The sequence below is a fragment of the Phyllobacterium sp. CCNWLW183 genome, from assembly GCF_037203775.1.
In the GTDB taxonomy this organism is placed as follows: domain Bacteria; phylum Pseudomonadota; class Alphaproteobacteria; order Rhizobiales; family Rhizobiaceae; genus Phyllobacterium; species Phyllobacterium ifriqiyense.
Genome location: NZ_JBBCBN010000003.1, coordinates 142,404 through 159,980 on the forward strand (window position 1 = coordinate 142,404; position 17,577 = coordinate 159,980).

Sequence of the window (17,577 nt, forward strand, 5' to 3'; positions counted from 1 at the left end):
TACAAGATAACTCGATATATCGGCATAAAATGGCGATATTTCTCGCTTTCATCGCAGTGCAATGTAAATTTAGTCAAACAGAAGCGGCTATCTTGCTTCCTGATTTGGTCGCCGTGAGTGTTTACATCTATTTTTGGAGACAACAATGACTGATTTTTACAACCTTGTACCGAATGCGCCCGCTGGCCGCTTTGACAATATTGAGCGACCATACACTGCTGAAGACGTCAAGCGGCTGCGCGGTTCGGTTCAGATAAAGCACACGCTGGCGGAAAACGGCGCGAACCGGTTGTGGAAACTCATTCACGAGGAGGATTTCGTCAATGCGCTTGGCGCGCTCTCCGGCAATCAGGCCATGCAGATGGTTCGCGCCGGACTGAAGGCGATCTATCTCTCGGGCTGGCAGGTTGCCGCAGATGCAAATACAGCCTCATCCATGTATCCGGACCAGTCACTTTATCCGGCGAATGCGGCTCCCGAACTGGCAAAGCGCATCAACAAGACGTTGCAGCGTGCCGATCAAATCGAAACCGCCGAGGGTAAAGGTCTTTCGGTCGATACATGGTTTGCACCGATCATCGCCGATGCTGAAGCAGGTTTTGGTGGGCCTCTGAACGCTTTCGAGATTATGAAAGCCTTTATCGAGGCAGGCGCGGCGGGCGTTCACTATGAAGACCAGCTCGCTTCGGAAAAGAAGTGTGGCCATCTTGGCGGCAAGGTTCTGATCCCGACAGCAGCGCATATTCGCAATCTCAATGCAGCGCGTCTGGCTGCGGACGTGATGGGTACGCCAACACTGGTTATTGCCCGCACGGATGCGGAAGCTGCAAAGCTGCTGACTTCAGATATTGACGAGCGCGATCAGCCTTTCGTTGATTATGATGCGGGGCGGACAACAGAAGGCTTCTATCAGGTCAAGAATGGCCTCGACTCCTGCATTGCTCGTGCTGTCGCCTATGCACCACATGCGGATCTTATCTGGTGCGAGACATCCAAGCCTGATCTGGAACAAGCACGACGCTTTGCCGAAGGCGTGCACAAGGAACATCCGGGCAAGCTACTGGCCTATAATTGTTCGCCTTCCTTCAACTGGAAGAAGCATCTGGATGAAGCAACAATTGCCAAATTCCAGCGCGAACTCGGTGCGATGGGCTATAAATTCCAGTTTATTACGCTGGCCGGCTTCCATCAGCTGAACTTCGGCATGTTTGAACTGGCACGTGGCTACAAGGACCGGCAGATGTCCGCCTATTCGGAACTGCAAGAGGCTGAGTTTGCCGCTGAGGCAAATGGCTACACCGCCACCAAACACCAACGCGAAGTTGGCACAGGCTATTTTGATGCGGTTTCACTGGCGATCACAGGTGGCCAGTCTTCAACAACCGCAATGAAGGAATCAACGGAAACCGCGCAATTCCGCCCGGCTGCCGAATAGAGATAACAAGAGGAGAACGATCATGGCTTCCATTTCACGCGTAAAAGAACGGGCTGAGGAACAGGCTTCCTTCATGAATACAGACCAGCAGGCTGTTATTCGTATGGTTGCCAATGATCTCCATCGCCTCAACCAGTCTGTCATGAAGGCGGTTGATGCTGGGGTTTCGGTCGAGCTGGTCCGCTCTGCCCGTCATCATGGCGGTGATGGAAACTGGGGAGACCTTTTGATCCCCGTCGTTGTAACCCGGCAGTAAGATCAGGACCGTAATTCTGATCGGTAAACCGGTTCCCACTTTTCCTGGAAATAAGCTTTGTCTACGCAATTCCGGACGGAAAACCGGTTCCCACTTTTCCTGGAATTGCTCTGCTGTGGCCTTCTCTGGTTTCGGTCTGGGGACCAGCACGGCAGCGCAGAACCGCCCGCGAGAAATTGCGGGCGGTTTTGTTTTAACAGTTTCCAAAACGCATCACCTCGCCCGTCATTCTCTGGCTTGACCTGCGAACCCTAAGAACAGGGAGGCGCTATCAATGTGTGGATCCTCGGATCTCCGCGCCACTTGCCGTGAGAACGCCGAGAAAATTGAAGAAGCCGGACCAGATAACGGCAATCTCGGCGGGAAGCGAGTTTGTATAGATGACTGTCGCGACGGCATTGGCAGTGTCGTGGAAGCCGTTGACGAACTCAAAGCCCAATGCTGTGACCAGCGCCAGCCCCAAAAGTATCCATGGCAGAGCGACAGAGCTCGTCAGATCCTGCGTCAGCGACCAGCCCACATAGAACATGCCGCCAATGAAAATGGCAACCACGGCATAATTGGGCAAATTTCCGAGCTTTCCGGGCTTTGCCAATGGGTGATCAACACCCACTCCCATGTTGGTTGTATCGGGTCATTGTCATCATGAAAATTCCTCATCGAAATGACAAATCACTAGGACAATGGCATGAAGCTTTAATGACAATGGGTCTCATTTGCTCTATCGCTTTTTGAAGAAGAAAAACTCTGGAAACGCCCATGCATAAAGTCGTCATCAGCGGTACAGGCGTTTTCACGCCGGACCAGTCCATCAGCAATGCCGAACTTGTTGAGGCGTTCAACACTTATGCAACGCGGCAAAACGAGCTGTATGCGGGCGAAATCGCTGCTGGCACGCGCGATGCGATGACTATGTCAAACGAAGATTTCATTTTCCGCGCCTCGGGCATTGAAAATCGGTATGTGCTCAATAAATCGGGCATTCTGGATCCCGACATCATGCATCCCGTCTTGCCCGAACGCAGCGATGAAGATCTTTCCGTCATGGCGCAAATGGCCGTCCATGCCGCCACTCTGGCTTTAAAAAAGGCCGGGCGTGAAGCATCGGAAATTGACGCCGTCATTTGCGCGGCGTCGAACCATGAACGCGCCTATCCGGCGATCGCCATCGAAGTGCAGCAGGCCCTTGGTATTGAAGGCTTCGGTTTCGATATGAATGTGGCTTGCTCATCGGCAACATTCGGTATTCAGGCGGCCGCCGACATGATCCGCTCCGGCTCCGCTCGCGCAATTCTCATGGTCAATCCGGAAATTTGCTCGGCGCATCTAGAATGGCGCGATCGTGACTGCCATTTTATCTTTGGCGATGTTTGTACGGCAGTATTGCTCGAACGCGACGATCTGGCCACCGCAGAAGATCGTTTTGAGATCGTCTCAACGCGCTGTCTGACGCAGTTCTCCAACAATATCCGCAACAATAATGGCTTTCTGCGCCGTACACGCGAAGGTCACATGAGCGATCGCCGCGATATGCTTTTCAAGCAGGAGGGCCGCAAGGTTTTCAAACAGGTCGTGCCTATTGTTTCCGATCTTATCCTGACACATCTCGCCGATGAGAATATCGCGCCTGCGCATCTTTCACGCTTGTGGTTGCATCAGGCAAATAAGGGAATGAACGATTTGATCGGGGTGAAAGTGCTTGGCCGTGAACCGGAACCTGGCGAACAGCCCAATATCTTGCAGGATTACGCCAATACATCATCGGCAGGCTCGATCATCGCATTTTCGAAATATTCCGATGACCTTGCGCCGGGAAGCCTTGGCGTTATCTGCTCATTTGGAGCGGGCTATTCCGTGGGCAGCGTGATTGTGCGGAAGATTTAGGCTACTCTTGTTGCAAAAGCACGTTAAATCCGGTCCACCAGAGCGTACCAGCTGAGCGCCAGAAACAGCATGGGCGAACGGAATGTTCGCCCACCCGGAAATGCCGGGACTTTGAGGTCTTCCAGAAGCTTCAGCCGGTCGCGATTGCCAGCAACAGTTTCCGCATAGAGCTTGCCGACGAAATTGGACAGCATGACGCCATGGCCCGAATAACCGCCGGCTGAAATCACATTGGGCATGACCTCCCGCACAAAAGGCTGGCGTGGCATGGTGATTCCAACCGATCCGCCCCAGGCTTGAGTCATCTCCACATTGGCAAGGGCTGGATAAATCTCGGCGATCTGGCGGCGAATATGGGTGCTTATATCCAGCGGATTGTCGGCAGTATAGGCCTCACGACCGCCGAACAGCAGGCGGCCATCCTTTGAGCGGCGAAAGTAGCGCACTACGAAACGCGAATCGTCCACGCTTTCGCCACCCGGCAGCACCGGGCTATCGTCACCCAATGGCACTGTTGCGCCTATGAAGGAGCGTATCGGCATGACATGCGACGCGCTGATGGGTTCAAGGTTACCGCCATAGGCATTGACCGCGATCAAGGCCTTTGCCGCAGTGACGGTACCGGTCGCAGTGGTGACACGCACCTTGCCGTTCTCGGATTTAATGCCGGTAACCTTGGTGTTCTCATAGAGATGAGCGCCTGCCCTTGCCGCTGCGCTGGCGGTGCCGACAACAAGTTTCATCGGCTGGATATGCCCCGTTCCTTTGTCGTAAAGGCCGCCGAAATAGCGGTTGGAGCCCAGCCGTTCGGCAGTCTCATCGGCTTCCATATAGTGAATATGCGGATAATTGAATCGCGTCGTCATAAGCTCCGCATGTTCGCGGTAGCTCTTGAGGTAACGCTTCTTGTGCACAACGGACATCTGGCCGGGCACATATTCAATATCGATCTGATGGGTTTCAGCAAATTCCAGCAAATGGCTCTTTGCCTCTTCGGCAAGCTCGAACAGGGCTTTGGCGCGTTCAAAGCCATATTGAGCCTCGAGCTCTTCCGCCCATGCGCGCTGACCCGTACCAAGCTGGCCGCCATTACGCCCCGACGCCCCGTCGCCAAACCGGAACGCTTCCAGCAGTACAACATCAACACCTGAAGACGCCAGATGCACGGCTGCCGACAGGCCGGTGAATCCGCCGCCAATAATCACAACGTCAGCCGTGCGAGAGCCATCCAGAGGTGGATATTCCGTACGATCAGAAATCGTCGTTTCGTACCACGATATGCCGGGCGAGATGGGAGACTGGTAAGCCATATATTGATGCAATCTTGTTCACTCTTGAGGCAAAAACGCCGTGCGTGGTTCGACGGGACTCACCATGAGGAAGGTATTGCCCTGCAAGTTAATTGCCGAACAGTTTCAGCACCGCAATCAATCACTTCCCTCATGGTGGCCCCTCCCGAGCTTGTCGAATGGCGGACCACGCACGAAGATGCTGCTGCCAAACTCAAACGTTCAGCAGCAGAAATTCACGTTCCCAAGGACTGATAACCTCCATGAAGGTTTCGAACTCTGCACGTTTGATGGCGGCATAGGTGATCGCGAAAGACTCACCCAGCATGGCAATCAAATCCTTGTCCTGCTCGAACAGCAAGGTGGCCTCGATCAATCCGCGAGGCAGCTCGATCAAATTGTCATTAACCGTCGTGGAAGCGGGTGCATCGGGCTCAATCCGATTATTCATACCAAGCAACCCGCAGGCAAGCGATGCTGCCAGCGCCAGATAGGGATTGGCATCCGAGGACGGAATACGATTTTCCACGCGACGCGCCGCCGGGTCGGAGCGCGGCACACGGAATGCCGTGGTGCGATTATCATAGCCCCATTTGACGTTGACCGGTGCCGAAGCAGCCGGCGTCAGGCGGCGATAAGAATTCACATAGGGCGCAAACATGACCAGCGAAGCCGGAACGTGCTTCTGCATACCACCGATGAAATGCCTGAACGCTTCGCTTTCCGTACCATCCGGATTGGAGAAGACATTGCGTCCGGTCTTCTTGTCGACGATGGACTGGTGGATATGCATGGCAGACCCCGGCTGTCCCTGAATGGGCTTGGCCATGAAAGTCGCATACATATCGTGCTTCAGCGCCGCTTCTCTGATCGTGCGCTTGAACAGGAAAACCTGATCGGCAAGTTCGACCGGATCGCCATGACGCAGGTTGATTTCCAGCTGCGCTGCACCTTCTTCATGGATCAATGTATCGATCTCAAGGCCCTGACTCTCGGAGAAATGGTAGATGTCATCGATCAGTTCGTCGAATTCGTTGACGCCCGCAATTGAATAGCCCTGTCCGCCGCCGATAGCGCGGCCCGACCTGCCAACTGGCGGTGTCAGCGGATAGTCAGGATCGGGGTTTTTCTTGACGAGATAAAATTCGATTTCAGGCGCAACGACGGGCTTCAGCCCCTTCTTGTGATATGCCGCCACCACGCGCTTCAATACGTTGCGCGGCGTAAACTCGACCGCATGCCCATCCTTGTTTACCAGATCACAAATGACCTGAGCAGTAGGGTCGCTTTCCCATGGCACCTCCGACAGGGTGGAAAGGTCTGGCATCAGTTTGAGATCGCCATCATCTTCAGGATAGGCGAACCCATGGCCATCTTCCGGATAAGAACCGGAAATCGTCGCCATGAAAACAGCCGATGGCAGTGCAAGCGATGTGTTTGAAGTGAATTTCTTCGAGGGCATCATCTTGCCCCGCGCCACGCCAGCTTGATCGGGCGTGATGCATTCTATGTCTTCGATATCCCGCCAGGCCAGCCATTCGGCAGCTTCACGCCAGTTTTTTACTCCGCGTGTGGCTTTGACATAGGCAGGCGTACGCGGCCGCTTCGCTGAGGTTCGCGCGGATTTCTTTTCGGGAGTTTCGGAAGGCATCAATCACCAGGATTAGTTTCGGTGACAGGATGATAGCGCATAAAACAGGCCGATGGGAGGCTGGGCCCGAAAATTGTTTTAGCAAACTCGTGAAGGATGCGGCCACGCGAATATCTTGTCCGAAATGCGCGCGTGGCCCTTCTAACTATTGCTTTGGCGCGTCCGCGCCTATGCTCACTTCAGCCCAAGCATCGAAATCGCGTTGCATTTCCGTGATTTTTTCGCGAGCGCCATCAAGGGCGATCTTGCCAAGCAACAGACGCAGCGGCGGATCGTTCGCCTCAACCGCCTTGACGATTGCCTGCACGGCTTTCACCGGATCGCCCGGCTGATTGCCGCTCGCTTCCCTGATCTGGCGCATACGCTCCCCGGCAGAGGGGCGATAATCTTCGATGGTTTCCGACGCTTCATTGGCAGAACGACCGGCCCAATCGGTGCGGAATCCGCTCGGCTCTACGATCAGCACCTTGATGCCAAGATGCGCGACTTCCTTGGAGAGCGCCTCCGACAATCCCTCGACAGCAAACTTTGTCGCATTATAAAAACCGACAGCCGGAAAGCCCCTTAATCCGCCAATCGAGGAGATATTGACCACGGTGCCGGAGCGTTGCTTGCGCATGCCCGGCAGAGCAGCGCGGGTCATGTCCATAAGACCCCAGATATTGATGTCGAACATCTTGCGCGCTTCGGCCAGATCGCTTTCTTCGAGAGAGCCAAAATAGCCGATGCCCGCATTGTTCACCAACACATCTATGCGTCCGAAGCGCGCTTCGGCAGCCTTGACCGCAGCGGCGACTTCTTCCGGCTTGGTGACATCAAGCTTCAGGACAAGAGCATTGTCTTCGTGACCCTTGGCGATATCTTCGACCTGCGCGGGGTTGCGGGCGGTGACAACAGTCGGATAACCGAGCGACAATGTATATTGGGCGAGCTCGCGGCCAAAGCCGGTTGAACAACCAGTGATGAACCAGACAGGTTTCGATGTCATGATGATATCCTTGAAAAAGCATAACGCCAGAGCGGCAGCTTGGCCGGGCAGCGCTTATTAAAGGGGGAATACATCAAAGATGTAGACCCCTATCTCATTGATTCAAGGGTAAACCCCACTTTTATATGCAACGCCCGCCATCGACCTCGAGCGCAACGCCTGTGATGAACTGGGCTTCGTCGGAAGCCAGATAGAGCGCTGCATTGGCAACATCGAGAGGTACAGACAGACGGCCGAGAGGAATGGTGGCCTTGAATTGCGCCCGGCGTTCTGGCGTATCCTCACCGAGAAACAGCCCGAGCATGGGTGTTTCGCCTGCCGCAGGGCAGAGGCAATTGACGCGAATATTCTTCGGGCCAAGCTCGACGGCCATGGATTTTGTAACGCTGATGGCCCAGCCTTTTGAGGCATTGTACCAGGTTAGACCCGGACGCGGGCGCAAGCCAGCAGTCGAAGCTGTCGTGATGATCGATCCACTGCCCTGTCGCTCCATGATCGGCACAACAGCAAGAGCGGTATAATAAATGGCCTTCATGTTGATCGCGGCGATGAGATCATATGTATCTTCATCTACGCCAAGCATGGACCCGTTTCGGTGGGAATAACCGGCATTGTTGACCATGATGTCAATGCGACCGAACTTGTCCATGGTGGTCTGCACCATGGCGTCAATTTCTTCCTTGCGCGTCACATCCGTATGCACGGCAAGAGCGTTTTCACCGATGGATTGAGCGACGGCCTCCGCTCCGACAAGATTTAAATCAGCAACAACGACATTGGCGCCCTCCTCGGCAAAACGGCGCGCCATTGCCTCGCCAAATCCTGATGCCGCACCGGTAATGATCGCTGTTTTGCCTGCCAATCGGGCCATGTTCTATCCTCCATCTACTGTGATTTGTTTTATGGGATTCAATCGTGGCGGAAAACGATCGTCTTGGTTGCAGACATATCGTAAAGCGCCTCAAACCCCTTTTCGCGGCCATGGCCGGAACGCTTGAAACCGCCGAAAGGCAGCTCCACGCCACCGCCAGCGCCATAGGAATTGACGTAGACTTGCCCTGCACGCACGCGCTTGGCCACACGATGCTGACGCGCACCGTCACTGGTCCAGACCCCCGCGACAAGCCCATATTCAGTGCTGTTGGCGAGGCGAATTGCTTCCTCCTCATCATTGAAGGAAAAAAGCGAAAGTACGGGGCCGAATACCTCTTCTTGCGCCAGAACTGCCGCCGGATCGACCGCACCGAACAGAACCGGCGCGACGTAGAAACCGGAGAGAGGCGCATCCACATGGATTGAGCCGCGCGCCACGACCTCAATCCCGGCTTCGGCAGCGGCTGTTATATAATTTTCCACGCGGCGCTTTTGCGCTGCATTGATCATGGGTCCAAGGTCGAGATCCGCGTCATGTGGCCCGGCGACAAGATTGTTGAACCTTGCCGCCAACTCTCCCGCAACTTCGTTATATATAGAATGCTCAATGAGAATGCGGCTTCCTGCCGAGCACGTCTGGCCGCCATTCTGAATGATGGCATTGACGAGGACCGGAAGAGCCTTGCCAATATCGGCATCGGCGAAAACAATTTGCGGTGATTTACCACCAAGCTCCATTGTTACGCCGCGATTATTGGTTGCTGCTGCTTGCTGGATCGCAGTGCCAGTGACGGGTGAGCCGGTGAAAGTGACGTAATCAACGCCGGGATGCGCAGACAATGCCGCTCCTGCTTCACCCCCAAACCCGGTGATGATATTGAGCACGCCATCTGGAAACCCCGCTTCAATGGCGAGTTCGCCGATGCGGATGGTGGATAGCGAGGCATCTTCGGCGGGTTTGATGACCAAAGTATTGCCCATGGCAAGCGCTGCGCCAACAACGCGCGCCATGATTTGCATCGGATAGTTCCATGGGGTGATACCGGCAACAACGCCGTGCGGCTCGCGTAATGTCAGGGCCGTGTAGCCATCCAAAAAAGGTATCGTATCGCCGTGAATCTTGTCGGCTGCACCGCCATAAAACTCGTAATAGCGTATCGTTGCAGCAACGTCAGCCTTGCCCTGTCTTATCGGTTTTCCGGTATCGCGCGCCTCAAGGGCAGCGAGTTCATCACCATGTTCTTCTACGAGCTGCCCAAGACGCGTCAGCAAGCGCCCGCGCTCAAAGGCAGGCATATGCGACCAGGCTCCCTCTTCAAAAGCCAGCCGGGCCGCGCTGACAGCGCGATCCACATCGGTTGCGTCGCAAGCGGGGATAGTGGCGAAATCCGACCCGTCCGAAGGGCATGCCACAGCTATGGTTTTTCCCGTGACTGCGCCGACACGTCTGCCATTGATGATGTTCAGGAAATTCTTATCCTGTGCGATAATTCGCGAGAGATTCTGTAACATGGCTGTTTCCCGTTCGTGATAGTCGTACCGGAACTTCAGCGGATTGGAAATGCAATTTGACGCAGTTTGCGCTAAAGGACTGGTCATTTTAAATCGATTAGATTATAGAAACCATGCGCTTCGGAGCTACACTTTGTGTTGCGCAATTCAGGCATAGCGAGACTCTATTCATGACAAGTCAGATTATCCCGGTTGAACCATTTGATTGCATTGTTTTTGGCGGAACCGGCGATCTTGCCGAACGCAAGCTGATCCCGGCGCTTTATCAGCGCCAGCGGGATGGCCAGCTTTCCGAACCAACCCGTATTATCGGTGCGTCACGTTCAGCCATGTCGACTGAGGATTATCGCAAGTTTGCCCAGGCTGCGATCAAGGAATTCGTCAAGGCTGATGAATATGACAAAGCGCAGGTGGAGCAATTTCTCCAGCGCATCAGCTATGTCGCGGTTGACGCGACCTCGGATGCCGGATGGGAAGAGCTGAAGAACGAAATCGGCAATGACTCCAAGCGCATCCGCGCTTTCTACCTCGCGGTCAGCCCTTCGCTTTTCGGTGATATCGCCAGCCGTTTAAAGAGCTACAAGCTCGTTACCGACCACACGCGCATCATCGTTGAAAAGCCTATCGGCCGCGACCTCGATAGCGCCATCGCGCTCAATGACACAATCGGCCATGTGTTCAGCGAACAGCAAATCTTCCGTATAGATCATTATCTCGGCAAGGAAACCGTGCAGAACCTCATGGCGCTGCGCTTTGCCAATGCGTTTTACGAGCCGCTATGGAATTCCGCCCATATTGATCACGTTCAGATCACTGTTGCCGAGCAGGTGGGTCTTGAAGGCCGTGCCGGTTACTATGACAAGGCCGGTGCGCTGCGCGACATGGTGCAGAACCACATCATGCAGCTCCTGTGTCTTGTCGCAATGGAACCGCCCGCATCCATGGATGCCGATGCCGTTCGCGATGAAAAGCTGAAAGTGCTGCGCTCGCTGAGCCCCATCACCTCGAAAAACGCCGAAGAACTGACCGTACGCGGCCAATACCGTGCCGGTGCTTCATCGGGCGGCGCCGTCAAAGGCTATCTCGACGAACTTGGCTCTCCAAGCAGCACGGAAACATTTGTCGCCATCAAAGCGGAAATTGCCAATTGGCGCTGGGCTGGTGTGCCGTTCTACCTTCGCACCGGCAAGCGTCTCGGCGCGCGCGCATCGGAGATCGTCGTTTCGTTCAAGCCAATTCCTCATTCCATTTTTGGCGAGACAGCCGGACGCATTGTTGCCAACCAGCTCGTCATCCGCCTGCAGCCGGATGAAGGCGTGAAGCAGTGGATGATGATCAAGGATCCGGGTCCGGGCGGCATGCGCCTGCGTCACGTTCCGCTGGATATGAGTTTTGCCGAATCGTTCAAGGTTCGCAGCCCTGACGCCTATGAGCGGCTGCTGATGGATGTTGTTCGCGGCAATCAGACATTGTTCATGCGCCGCGACGAAGTGGTTGCGGCATGGCGCTGGATCGACCCTATTCTCAAAGCCTGGGCCGAGACCGAGCAGGTGCCTTCTGGCTATACCGCCGGAACATGGGGCCCCTCATCCGCTATTGCACTTATTGAGCGTGATGGCCGCACATGGCACGAGCCGGAATAGGGCGCAATTCCATGGCGACAGACGAACGATTGAACAGTTTTGAGAATGGCGACGCTCTGGCCGAGGCTTTGGCAACGACCGTTGCGGGCCACCTGCGGGCGGGCTGCGAGGCAAATGGCAAGGCAGTGCTGGCTGTCTCTGGCGGGACGACACCTGCCCGCTTTTTCAAGGCTTTATCGCTCAAGGATTTGCCGTGGAACACGATCACGATAACGTTGGTGGACGAGCGCTTTGTGCCGCCCACCAGCGAGCGCTCGAACGAACGTCTGGTGCGCGAAGCGCTTTTGCAAAATGCGGCAGCTGGCGCAAATTTTGTCGGGCTGTATCACGAAGCTGTTGACGCGGATCAAGGCGCGAAAATGGCGGCCGCTGAAATTGCCAGGCTCGGACAACCTTTCGATGTGGTGGTGCTTGGCATGGGCGGTGATGGCCATACGGCGTCATTTTTTCCCGGCGGCGACAATTTGAAAGCAGCAATTTCCAAAGATGAGAAAGCTTTGGTTTTGCCAATGTCCGCAGAAAATGCAGGCGAGCCGAGATTAACGCTGACACTGCCTGTCATCATAGCCGCGCGTTTCATCGCGTTGCACATTGAAGGTGCCGGCAAGATGACCACGCTGGAAGCAGCACTTGGCGAGGGTGAGGTCGAGGACATGCCTATCCGCGCCGTGCTATCCTCTCAGCCGATTGATCTTGAGATTTTCTGGGCGCCGTAAACGCCCGGATGCGTGATCGCCGGGAGGCTCCCAAACTCACCGGCAGACGCTACAAGGAGAGAACACATGACCGTCATGCAACGGGTGAAAAGCATTACAAATCGCATCCGCGAACAGTCAAAGCCAACGCGTGATGTGTATCTCGATCATTTGCGCGAGGCCGCATCGCGCAAGCCAAAACGCTCCGCTCTTGCCTGCGCCAATCTCGCCCATGGTTTTGCCGCATGCAGCCCTTCCGACAAGGCGGCGCTTGCGGGCGATGTGGTGCCGAACTTAGGCATTATCACTTCCTATAATGATATGCTTTCCGCGCATCAGCCATTCGAGACTTATCCGAACCTGATCAAGCAGGCAGCAAAGGAAGCAGGCGGCGTGGCGCAGGTTGCGGGCGGCGTGCCTGCCATGTGCGATGGCGTGACGCAGGGCCAGCCCGGCATGGAATTGTCGCTGTTTTCGCGCGATGTCATCGCCATGGCAACCGCTATCGGTCTTTCACACGACATGTTCGATGCGGCGGTCTATCTTGGCGTTTGCGACAAGATTGTTCCAGGTCTCGTTATCGGCGCGCTGACCTTCGGTCATTTGCCAGCCGTGTTCATACCTGCGGGCCCCATGACCACTGGACTGCCGAATGATGAGAAGGCCAAAACACGCCAGCTCTACGCGGAAGGCAAGGTCGGGCGCGACGAATTGCTTGAATCGGAGTCAAAATCTTATCATGGTCCCGGCACCTGCACCTTCTATGGCACTGCAAATTCCAACCAGATGCTGATGGAGATCATGGGCCTGCATATGCCCGGCTCATCTTTCATCAATCCGGGCACACCCTTGCGTGATGCGCTGACGCGTGAAGCCGCCAAGCGCGCACTTGCAATCACCGCGCTCGGCAATGAATTCACGCCTGTCGGCGAAATGATCGACGAGCGTACTATCGTCAATGGCGTTGTCGGTCTGCATGCAACCGGCGGCTCAACCAATCACACGATGCATCTGGTTGCAATGGCTGCCGCCGCTGGCATCAAACTCACATGGCAGGACATTTCCGACCTTTCCGATGTCGTGCCACTCTTGGCACGCGTCTATCCGAATGGTCTTGCCGATGTAAACCATTTCCACGCGGCGGGCGGCATGGGCTACATCATCCGGGAATTGCTTGATGGCGGATTGCTGCATGAGGATGTCAAGACGGTCTGGGGCGGCAGCGATGGCTTGCGCGCTTATACAATCGAACCCGCGCTTGGCGAAAACGGTACTGTGGTTCGCAATCCTACGCCAGCCGAAAGCGCCGACAAAAAAGTGCTCTCGACCTGCGTGGAACCGTTTCAGGTGACTGGCGGACTGAAGATGCTCAAGGGCAATCTTGGCACTGCCGTTATCAAAACTTCCGCAGTCAAAGCCGACCGCCATATTATTGAAGCACCGGCTTTGGTCTTTGATAGCCAGGCGGCGCTGCAAGACGCCTTCAAGGCCGGAAAACTCAATCGCGATTTCGTAGCGATTGTGCGTTTTCAGGGTCCGCGTGCCAATGGCATGCCGGAACTGCATAAATTGACCCCTGCCCTTGGCGTATTGCAAGATCGCGGTCACATGGTTGCGCTTGTTACTGATGGCCGTATGTCCGGTGCATCGGGCAAGGTGCCAGCCGCTATTCATGTCACGCCAGAGGCTCTGGACGGCGGCATCATCGGCAAAATACGCGATGGCGACATTGTGCGGCTGGATGCTGAGATCGGCACGCTTGACGTGTTGGAAGACCCGGCAGTGCTGGCAGCGCGTCCGGAGCCGGTCGTCGATATCAGCCATAACAGCTATGGAATGGGACGGGAACTCTTTGCTTCCTTCCGCAATGTCGTAGGCCGCGCGGATGCAGGCGCATCGGTGTTTGGACTTTAAGGTCAGCACGTGCCTATCCTGACCAAGGATGCTGGTTTCGCACTTACCGATATCGAAACAATCGGGCCGGCGAAAAATCAGTAATTGGTACGGCGCTCGTCGGAAGGTGAGCGCCCGAATTGCGCGCGATAGCTTTGGGCAAAATAAGAATGTGATGTGAAGCCGGTGGCCAGCGCTACATCCAGAATGGGCGAGTGGGTTTGCCGCAAAAGCTCGCGCGCGCGCTCAAGGCGCAGGCTCATATAGTAGCGTCCGGGCGTCATATTCAGATGACGCAGGAAGAGCCGCTCTACCTGACGAACGGACAATCCAACGGCCTTGGCCAACCGCACGGCAGATTTCGGCTGCTCCAGATTATCGGCCATAATCTCGACGATCTTGCGCAATTTCTCCGATTTGCCGGTGAGATCGCGCTCAGGGCCGATGCGCTGTCGGTCTGTTTGAGAGCGAATACGCTCATGATGAAACTGGTTGGCCACCTCATTGGCAAGGGCCGGGCTGAAATCCTGCTTGATGATTTCCAGCATCAGATCGATCGATGTTGTGCCGCCTGCACATGTATAGCGCTTGCGGTCAATCTCGAAGACATTTCCCGTGCATTCAATCTGCGGAAAACGCTCCTGAAAACCAGCCCGGTTTTCCCAGTGAATGGTGCAACGATGCCCTTCCAATTGGCCCGCCTCAGCAAGGATATAGCTGCCAATATTCAAACCGCCCAATGAGGCGCCGCGTCGTCCAAGATTGCGTAATGTCGCGATGACTTTCGGCTTGTCTTCAAATTCGGTCGTCAATCCGGCACAGATGAAAAATATATCCGCCGAGGGCAGATCAGCAAGCGCATATTCCACATTGATCTGAAGACCATTGGATGCAGTTACAGCTGCTCCGGTCGCCGATACAGTGATCCACGAATAAAAGGTCTCTTCGGACATGCGATTGGCCGTGCGCATTGTATCGATAGCAGCCGCAAGGCTGAACATCGGAAATTTGTCGACGAGCAGAAAGGCGAAGGTTCTGCCGACCTTGATTGTTTCGGCCATACGGTGTTGTAACGAGATTCCCTATTTGAGCAAATGGATCAGAAGCGCGGCGGCGTTTTTCCAGCGGAGCGATAGGCGGCGACAAGCGTATTTGCCATAAGCATGGCGATTGTCATGGGACCAACGCCACCGGGCACCGGGGTGACCGCCGCAGCAACCGTCGCAGCATCGGCAAAATCCACATCGCCCACAAGCCGTGTCTTTCCTTCGCCTCGCTCAGGAGCTGGAATACGATTGATGCCAACGTCAATGACCGTCGCTCCGGGCTTTACCCAATCGGCCTTGATCATTTGCGGCCTGCCGACAGCGGCCACAAGAATATCGGCAGTGCGGCAGAGAGCTGCCAGATCTTTCGTTTTGCTATGGGCGATAGTGACTGTCGCATTATGTGCAAGAAGCAAATTGAACATGGGCTTGCCAACAATATTGGAACGACCAACCACCACAGCATTCAAGCCGGAAAGATCGCGCCCGAGAACCCGATCGATCAACAGCATCGAGCCAGCAGGCGTGCAGGGAACAAATGCAGTGTCGAGTTCGCCGGTGCCCAATTTTCCGACATTGATAAAATGGAAACCATCGACATCCTTGTCCGGCGATATCGTCTGGATAATGCGGCCCGAATCAATGTGCTTGGGCAAAGGGAGCTGTACCAGAATGCCGTGGATCAGCGGATCAGCATTGAGCTTCTCTACCAGCGTAACAAGGTCTTCCTCGGAGGTTTCCGCAGGCAAGGTATGTTGCTCGGAATGAAACCCGCATTCGCGCGCTTTTTTGCCCTTGGATGCAACATAAACCTGACTGGCAGGATCTTCGCCAACGATGACAACGGCGATCCCCGGTGTAATGCCCGTGCCCTCAATCAGCTCGGCGGCAGATAGCTTGACCTTCGAAACCACATCCTCGGCAATCTCCTTGCCATTGATTGTCACTGCCATGTGCTGCTCCTGAAACTCTTACTTCGCGGATTGAGCGTCATTCTCTTGATTTTACGCCCAAACAATACCGTCAGAACGGCGTTCCCTGACGCAATAGCGAAAGCGATACAGAACCGCAATGCGATGATACGTTGCAGGGCTTGGCTAACGCAGCAAATCCAAGCATGATTGTGAACACCTTACCGATTCCGGGAATTCAAATGCGCTATTCAGCCTTCAGCCTGCTTAAAAATGCCCTTAACGGCAACAAGGACTGGAAGCCTGCATGGCGTAAACCTGATCCGAAACCTGCCTATGATGTGGTTATAATCGGGGGCGGCCACGGACTTGCGACGGCCTATTATCTTGCAAAGGAACATGGCATCCGCAACATAGCCGTGGTGGAAAAAGGCTGGCTCGGATCGGGCAATATCGGCCGCAACACCACCGCTATCCGCTCCAATTACCTCCTTTCCGAAAATCAGCATTTCTATGAAGCGTCGATGAAGTTGTGGGAAACCATGTCCCATGACCTCAACTATAATGTGATGTTTTCGCAGCGCGGCGTTGTTAATCTCGCTCACTCCCTGCCGCAGCTCGACGTCTATGCAAGGCGCGGCAACCAGATGCGGCTGAACGGTATAGACGCAGAACTGGTGACTCCGGTCCAGATCAAGAAATTGATACCGGGCCTCGATATCAGCAGTTCGGCGCGCTTTCCCATTATTGGCGGCTTGATGCAGCGCAGCGCGGGTACGGCGCGGCACGATGCCGTGGTTTGGGGCTATGCGCGGGCTGCCGATCAACTTGGCGTCGATATTATCGAGAACTGCGAAGTGACCAGTTTTCTGAAAGACGGCGATCAGGTTACCGGCGTCATGACAACCCGCGGACCGATCAATGCCAAAAAGGTTGGCTGTGCGGTGGCGGGCAATACGAGTGAACTCATGCGCCGTGCAGGCATTGATCGTTTGCCGCTTGAATCACATGTGCTGCAAGCGTTTGTTTCGGAAGCGCTGAAGCCCGTCGTCGATACGGTTGCAACTTTTGGCGGGGGGCATCTTTATTTCAGTCAGTCCGACAAGGGCGGGCTGGTTTTTGGCGGCGACATTGACGGTTACAATTCCTATGCGCAGCGTGGCAATCTTCCGGTTGTTGAAGATGTCATGAGCGAATTCGTCGCGCTTATCCCGGCTCTGGCGCGGGTCAAGTTGCTGCGTTCGTGGGGCGGTATCATGGATATGAGCATGGACGGCTCACCTATCATTACCACGGGACCACTTCCTGGCATGTATCTGAACACCGGCTGGTGCTATGGCGGCTTCAAGGCAACGCCGATTTCCGGCAAATGTTTTGCCTGGACAATTGCCCGGGATGAGCCGCACCCTCTCTCCGCGCCCTTTACGCTGGATCGTTTCTATCGTGGCTATGTTGTAGACGATAAGGGGCAAGGCCCCACGCCAAGGCTGCATTAGAGCTG

General features: G+C 55.1%; 14 protein-coding genes and 1 pseudogene. 7 read left to right on the forward strand and 8 right to left on the reverse strand.

The window, feature by feature from the left end; genetic code table 11:
• Positions 1 to 145: 145 nt before the first annotated feature.
• Complete coding sequence (aceA, locus tag V9K95_RS08790; RefSeq protein WP_115051249.1) at positions 146 to 1,435, forward strand: isocitrate lyase; 1,290 nt, start codon at positions 146 to 148, stop codon at positions 1,433 to 1,435.
• Between the two features lie 22 nt (positions 1,436 to 1,457).
• Positions 1,458 to 1,691, forward strand: coding sequence for an SMc00767 family acetate metabolism repressor (locus V9K95_RS08795; protein ID WP_336440582.1), 234 nt, complete (start codon positions 1,458 to 1,460; stop codon positions 1,689 to 1,691).
• Between the two features lie 295 nt (positions 1,692 to 1,986).
• Here V9K95_RS08795 and V9K95_RS08800 read toward each other — a convergent pair.
• Positions 1,987 to 2,310 (reverse strand): annotated as a pseudogene (locus V9K95_RS08800) (inorganic phosphate transporter); the annotation flags it as partial.
• A 140-nt stretch (positions 2,311 to 2,450) separates the two neighbouring features.
• Between V9K95_RS08800 and V9K95_RS08805 the strand changes: the two are divergent.
• A complete protein-coding gene (locus tag V9K95_RS08805; protein ID WP_336440583.1) occupies positions 2,451 to 3,575 on the forward strand; it encodes a beta-ketoacyl-ACP synthase III in 1,125 nt (374 codons plus the stop codon).
• A gap of 23 nt (positions 3,576 to 3,598) precedes the next feature.
• Here the strand turns inward: V9K95_RS08805 and V9K95_RS08810 are convergent, their stop codons facing one another.
• The 5 genes from V9K95_RS08810 to V9K95_RS08830 all read right to left on the reverse strand — a co-directional run bounded on the left by V9K95_RS08810 (position 3,599) and on the right by V9K95_RS08830 (position 9,888).
• Positions 3,599 to 4,885, reverse strand: a complete 1,287-nt coding sequence (locus V9K95_RS08810; RefSeq protein ID WP_307282868.1) for an NAD(P)/FAD-dependent oxidoreductase — start codon at positions 4,883 to 4,885, stop codon at positions 3,599 to 3,601.
• Between the two features lie 193 nt (positions 4,886 to 5,078).
• The gene (locus V9K95_RS08815) at positions 5,079 to 6,515 is read right to left on the reverse strand and encodes a glutamine synthetase family protein (RefSeq protein WP_115051253.1); all 1,437 of its coding nucleotides are present in this window, start codon (positions 6,513 to 6,515) and stop codon (positions 5,079 to 5,081) included.
• A 145-nt stretch (positions 6,516 to 6,660) separates the two neighbouring features.
• On the reverse strand, positions 6,661 to 7,503 hold the full coding sequence (locus tag V9K95_RS08820; RefSeq protein ID WP_115051254.1) for an oxidoreductase: 843 nt from the start codon (positions 7,501 to 7,503) through the stop codon (positions 6,661 to 6,663).
• Positions 7,504 to 7,624: 121 nt separating this feature from the next.
• Positions 7,625 to 8,374, reverse strand: coding sequence for an SDR family oxidoreductase (locus tag V9K95_RS08825; protein WP_307282860.1), 750 nt, complete (start codon positions 8,372 to 8,374; stop codon positions 7,625 to 7,627).
• 38 nt (positions 8,375 to 8,412) lie between these two features.
• Positions 8,413 to 9,888, reverse strand: coding sequence for an aldehyde dehydrogenase family protein (locus V9K95_RS08830; RefSeq protein WP_307282857.1), 1,476 nt, complete (start codon positions 9,886 to 9,888; stop codon positions 8,413 to 8,415).
• 170 nt (positions 9,889 to 10,058) lie between these two features.
• Between V9K95_RS08830 and zwf the strand changes: the two genes are divergently transcribed.
• The 3 genes from zwf to edd all read left to right on the forward strand — a co-directional run bounded on the left by zwf (position 10,059) and on the right by edd (position 14,140).
• Positions 10,059 to 11,531 (forward strand): glucose-6-phosphate dehydrogenase, encoded by a 1,473-nt coding sequence (gene zwf, locus V9K95_RS08835; RefSeq protein ID WP_115051257.1) that lies wholly within the window; start codon positions 10,059 to 10,061, stop codon positions 11,529 to 11,531.
• Positions 11,513 to 12,247, forward strand: a complete 735-nt coding sequence (pgl, locus tag V9K95_RS08840) for a 6-phosphogluconolactonase (protein ID WP_336440584.1) — start codon at positions 11,513 to 11,515, stop codon at positions 12,245 to 12,247. Before zwf ends, pgl begins: the two co-directional genes overlap by 19 nt.
• A 66-nt stretch (positions 12,248 to 12,313) precedes the next feature.
• Positions 12,314 to 14,140: a phosphogluconate dehydratase gene (edd, locus tag V9K95_RS08845; RefSeq protein WP_307282848.1), complete on the forward strand. Its 1,827-nt coding sequence runs from the start codon at positions 12,314 to 12,316 to the stop codon at positions 14,138 to 14,140.
• Between the two features lie 77 nt (positions 14,141 to 14,217).
• Here edd and V9K95_RS08850 read toward each other — a convergent pair whose 3' ends face one another.
• Both V9K95_RS08850 and folD read right to left on the reverse strand, forming a co-directional pair.
• Positions 14,218 to 15,180, reverse strand: coding sequence for a GlxA family transcriptional regulator (locus V9K95_RS08850; RefSeq protein WP_115051260.1), 963 nt, complete (start codon positions 15,178 to 15,180; stop codon positions 14,218 to 14,220).
• Between the two features lie 38 nt (positions 15,181 to 15,218).
• A complete protein-coding gene (gene folD, locus V9K95_RS08855; RefSeq protein ID WP_336440585.1) occupies positions 15,219 to 16,118 on the reverse strand; it encodes a bifunctional methylenetetrahydrofolate dehydrogenase/methenyltetrahydrofolate cyclohydrolase FolD in 900 nt (299 codons plus the stop codon).
• Positions 16,119 to 16,318: 200 nt separating this feature from the next.
• On the opposite strand from folD, the gene V9K95_RS08860 reads away from it, so the two are divergent.
• Positions 16,319 to 17,572, forward strand: a complete 1,254-nt coding sequence (locus tag V9K95_RS08860; RefSeq protein WP_307282845.1) for a sarcosine oxidase subunit beta family protein — start codon at positions 16,319 to 16,321, stop codon at positions 17,570 to 17,572.
• Positions 17,573 to 17,577: the final 5 nt, after the last annotated feature.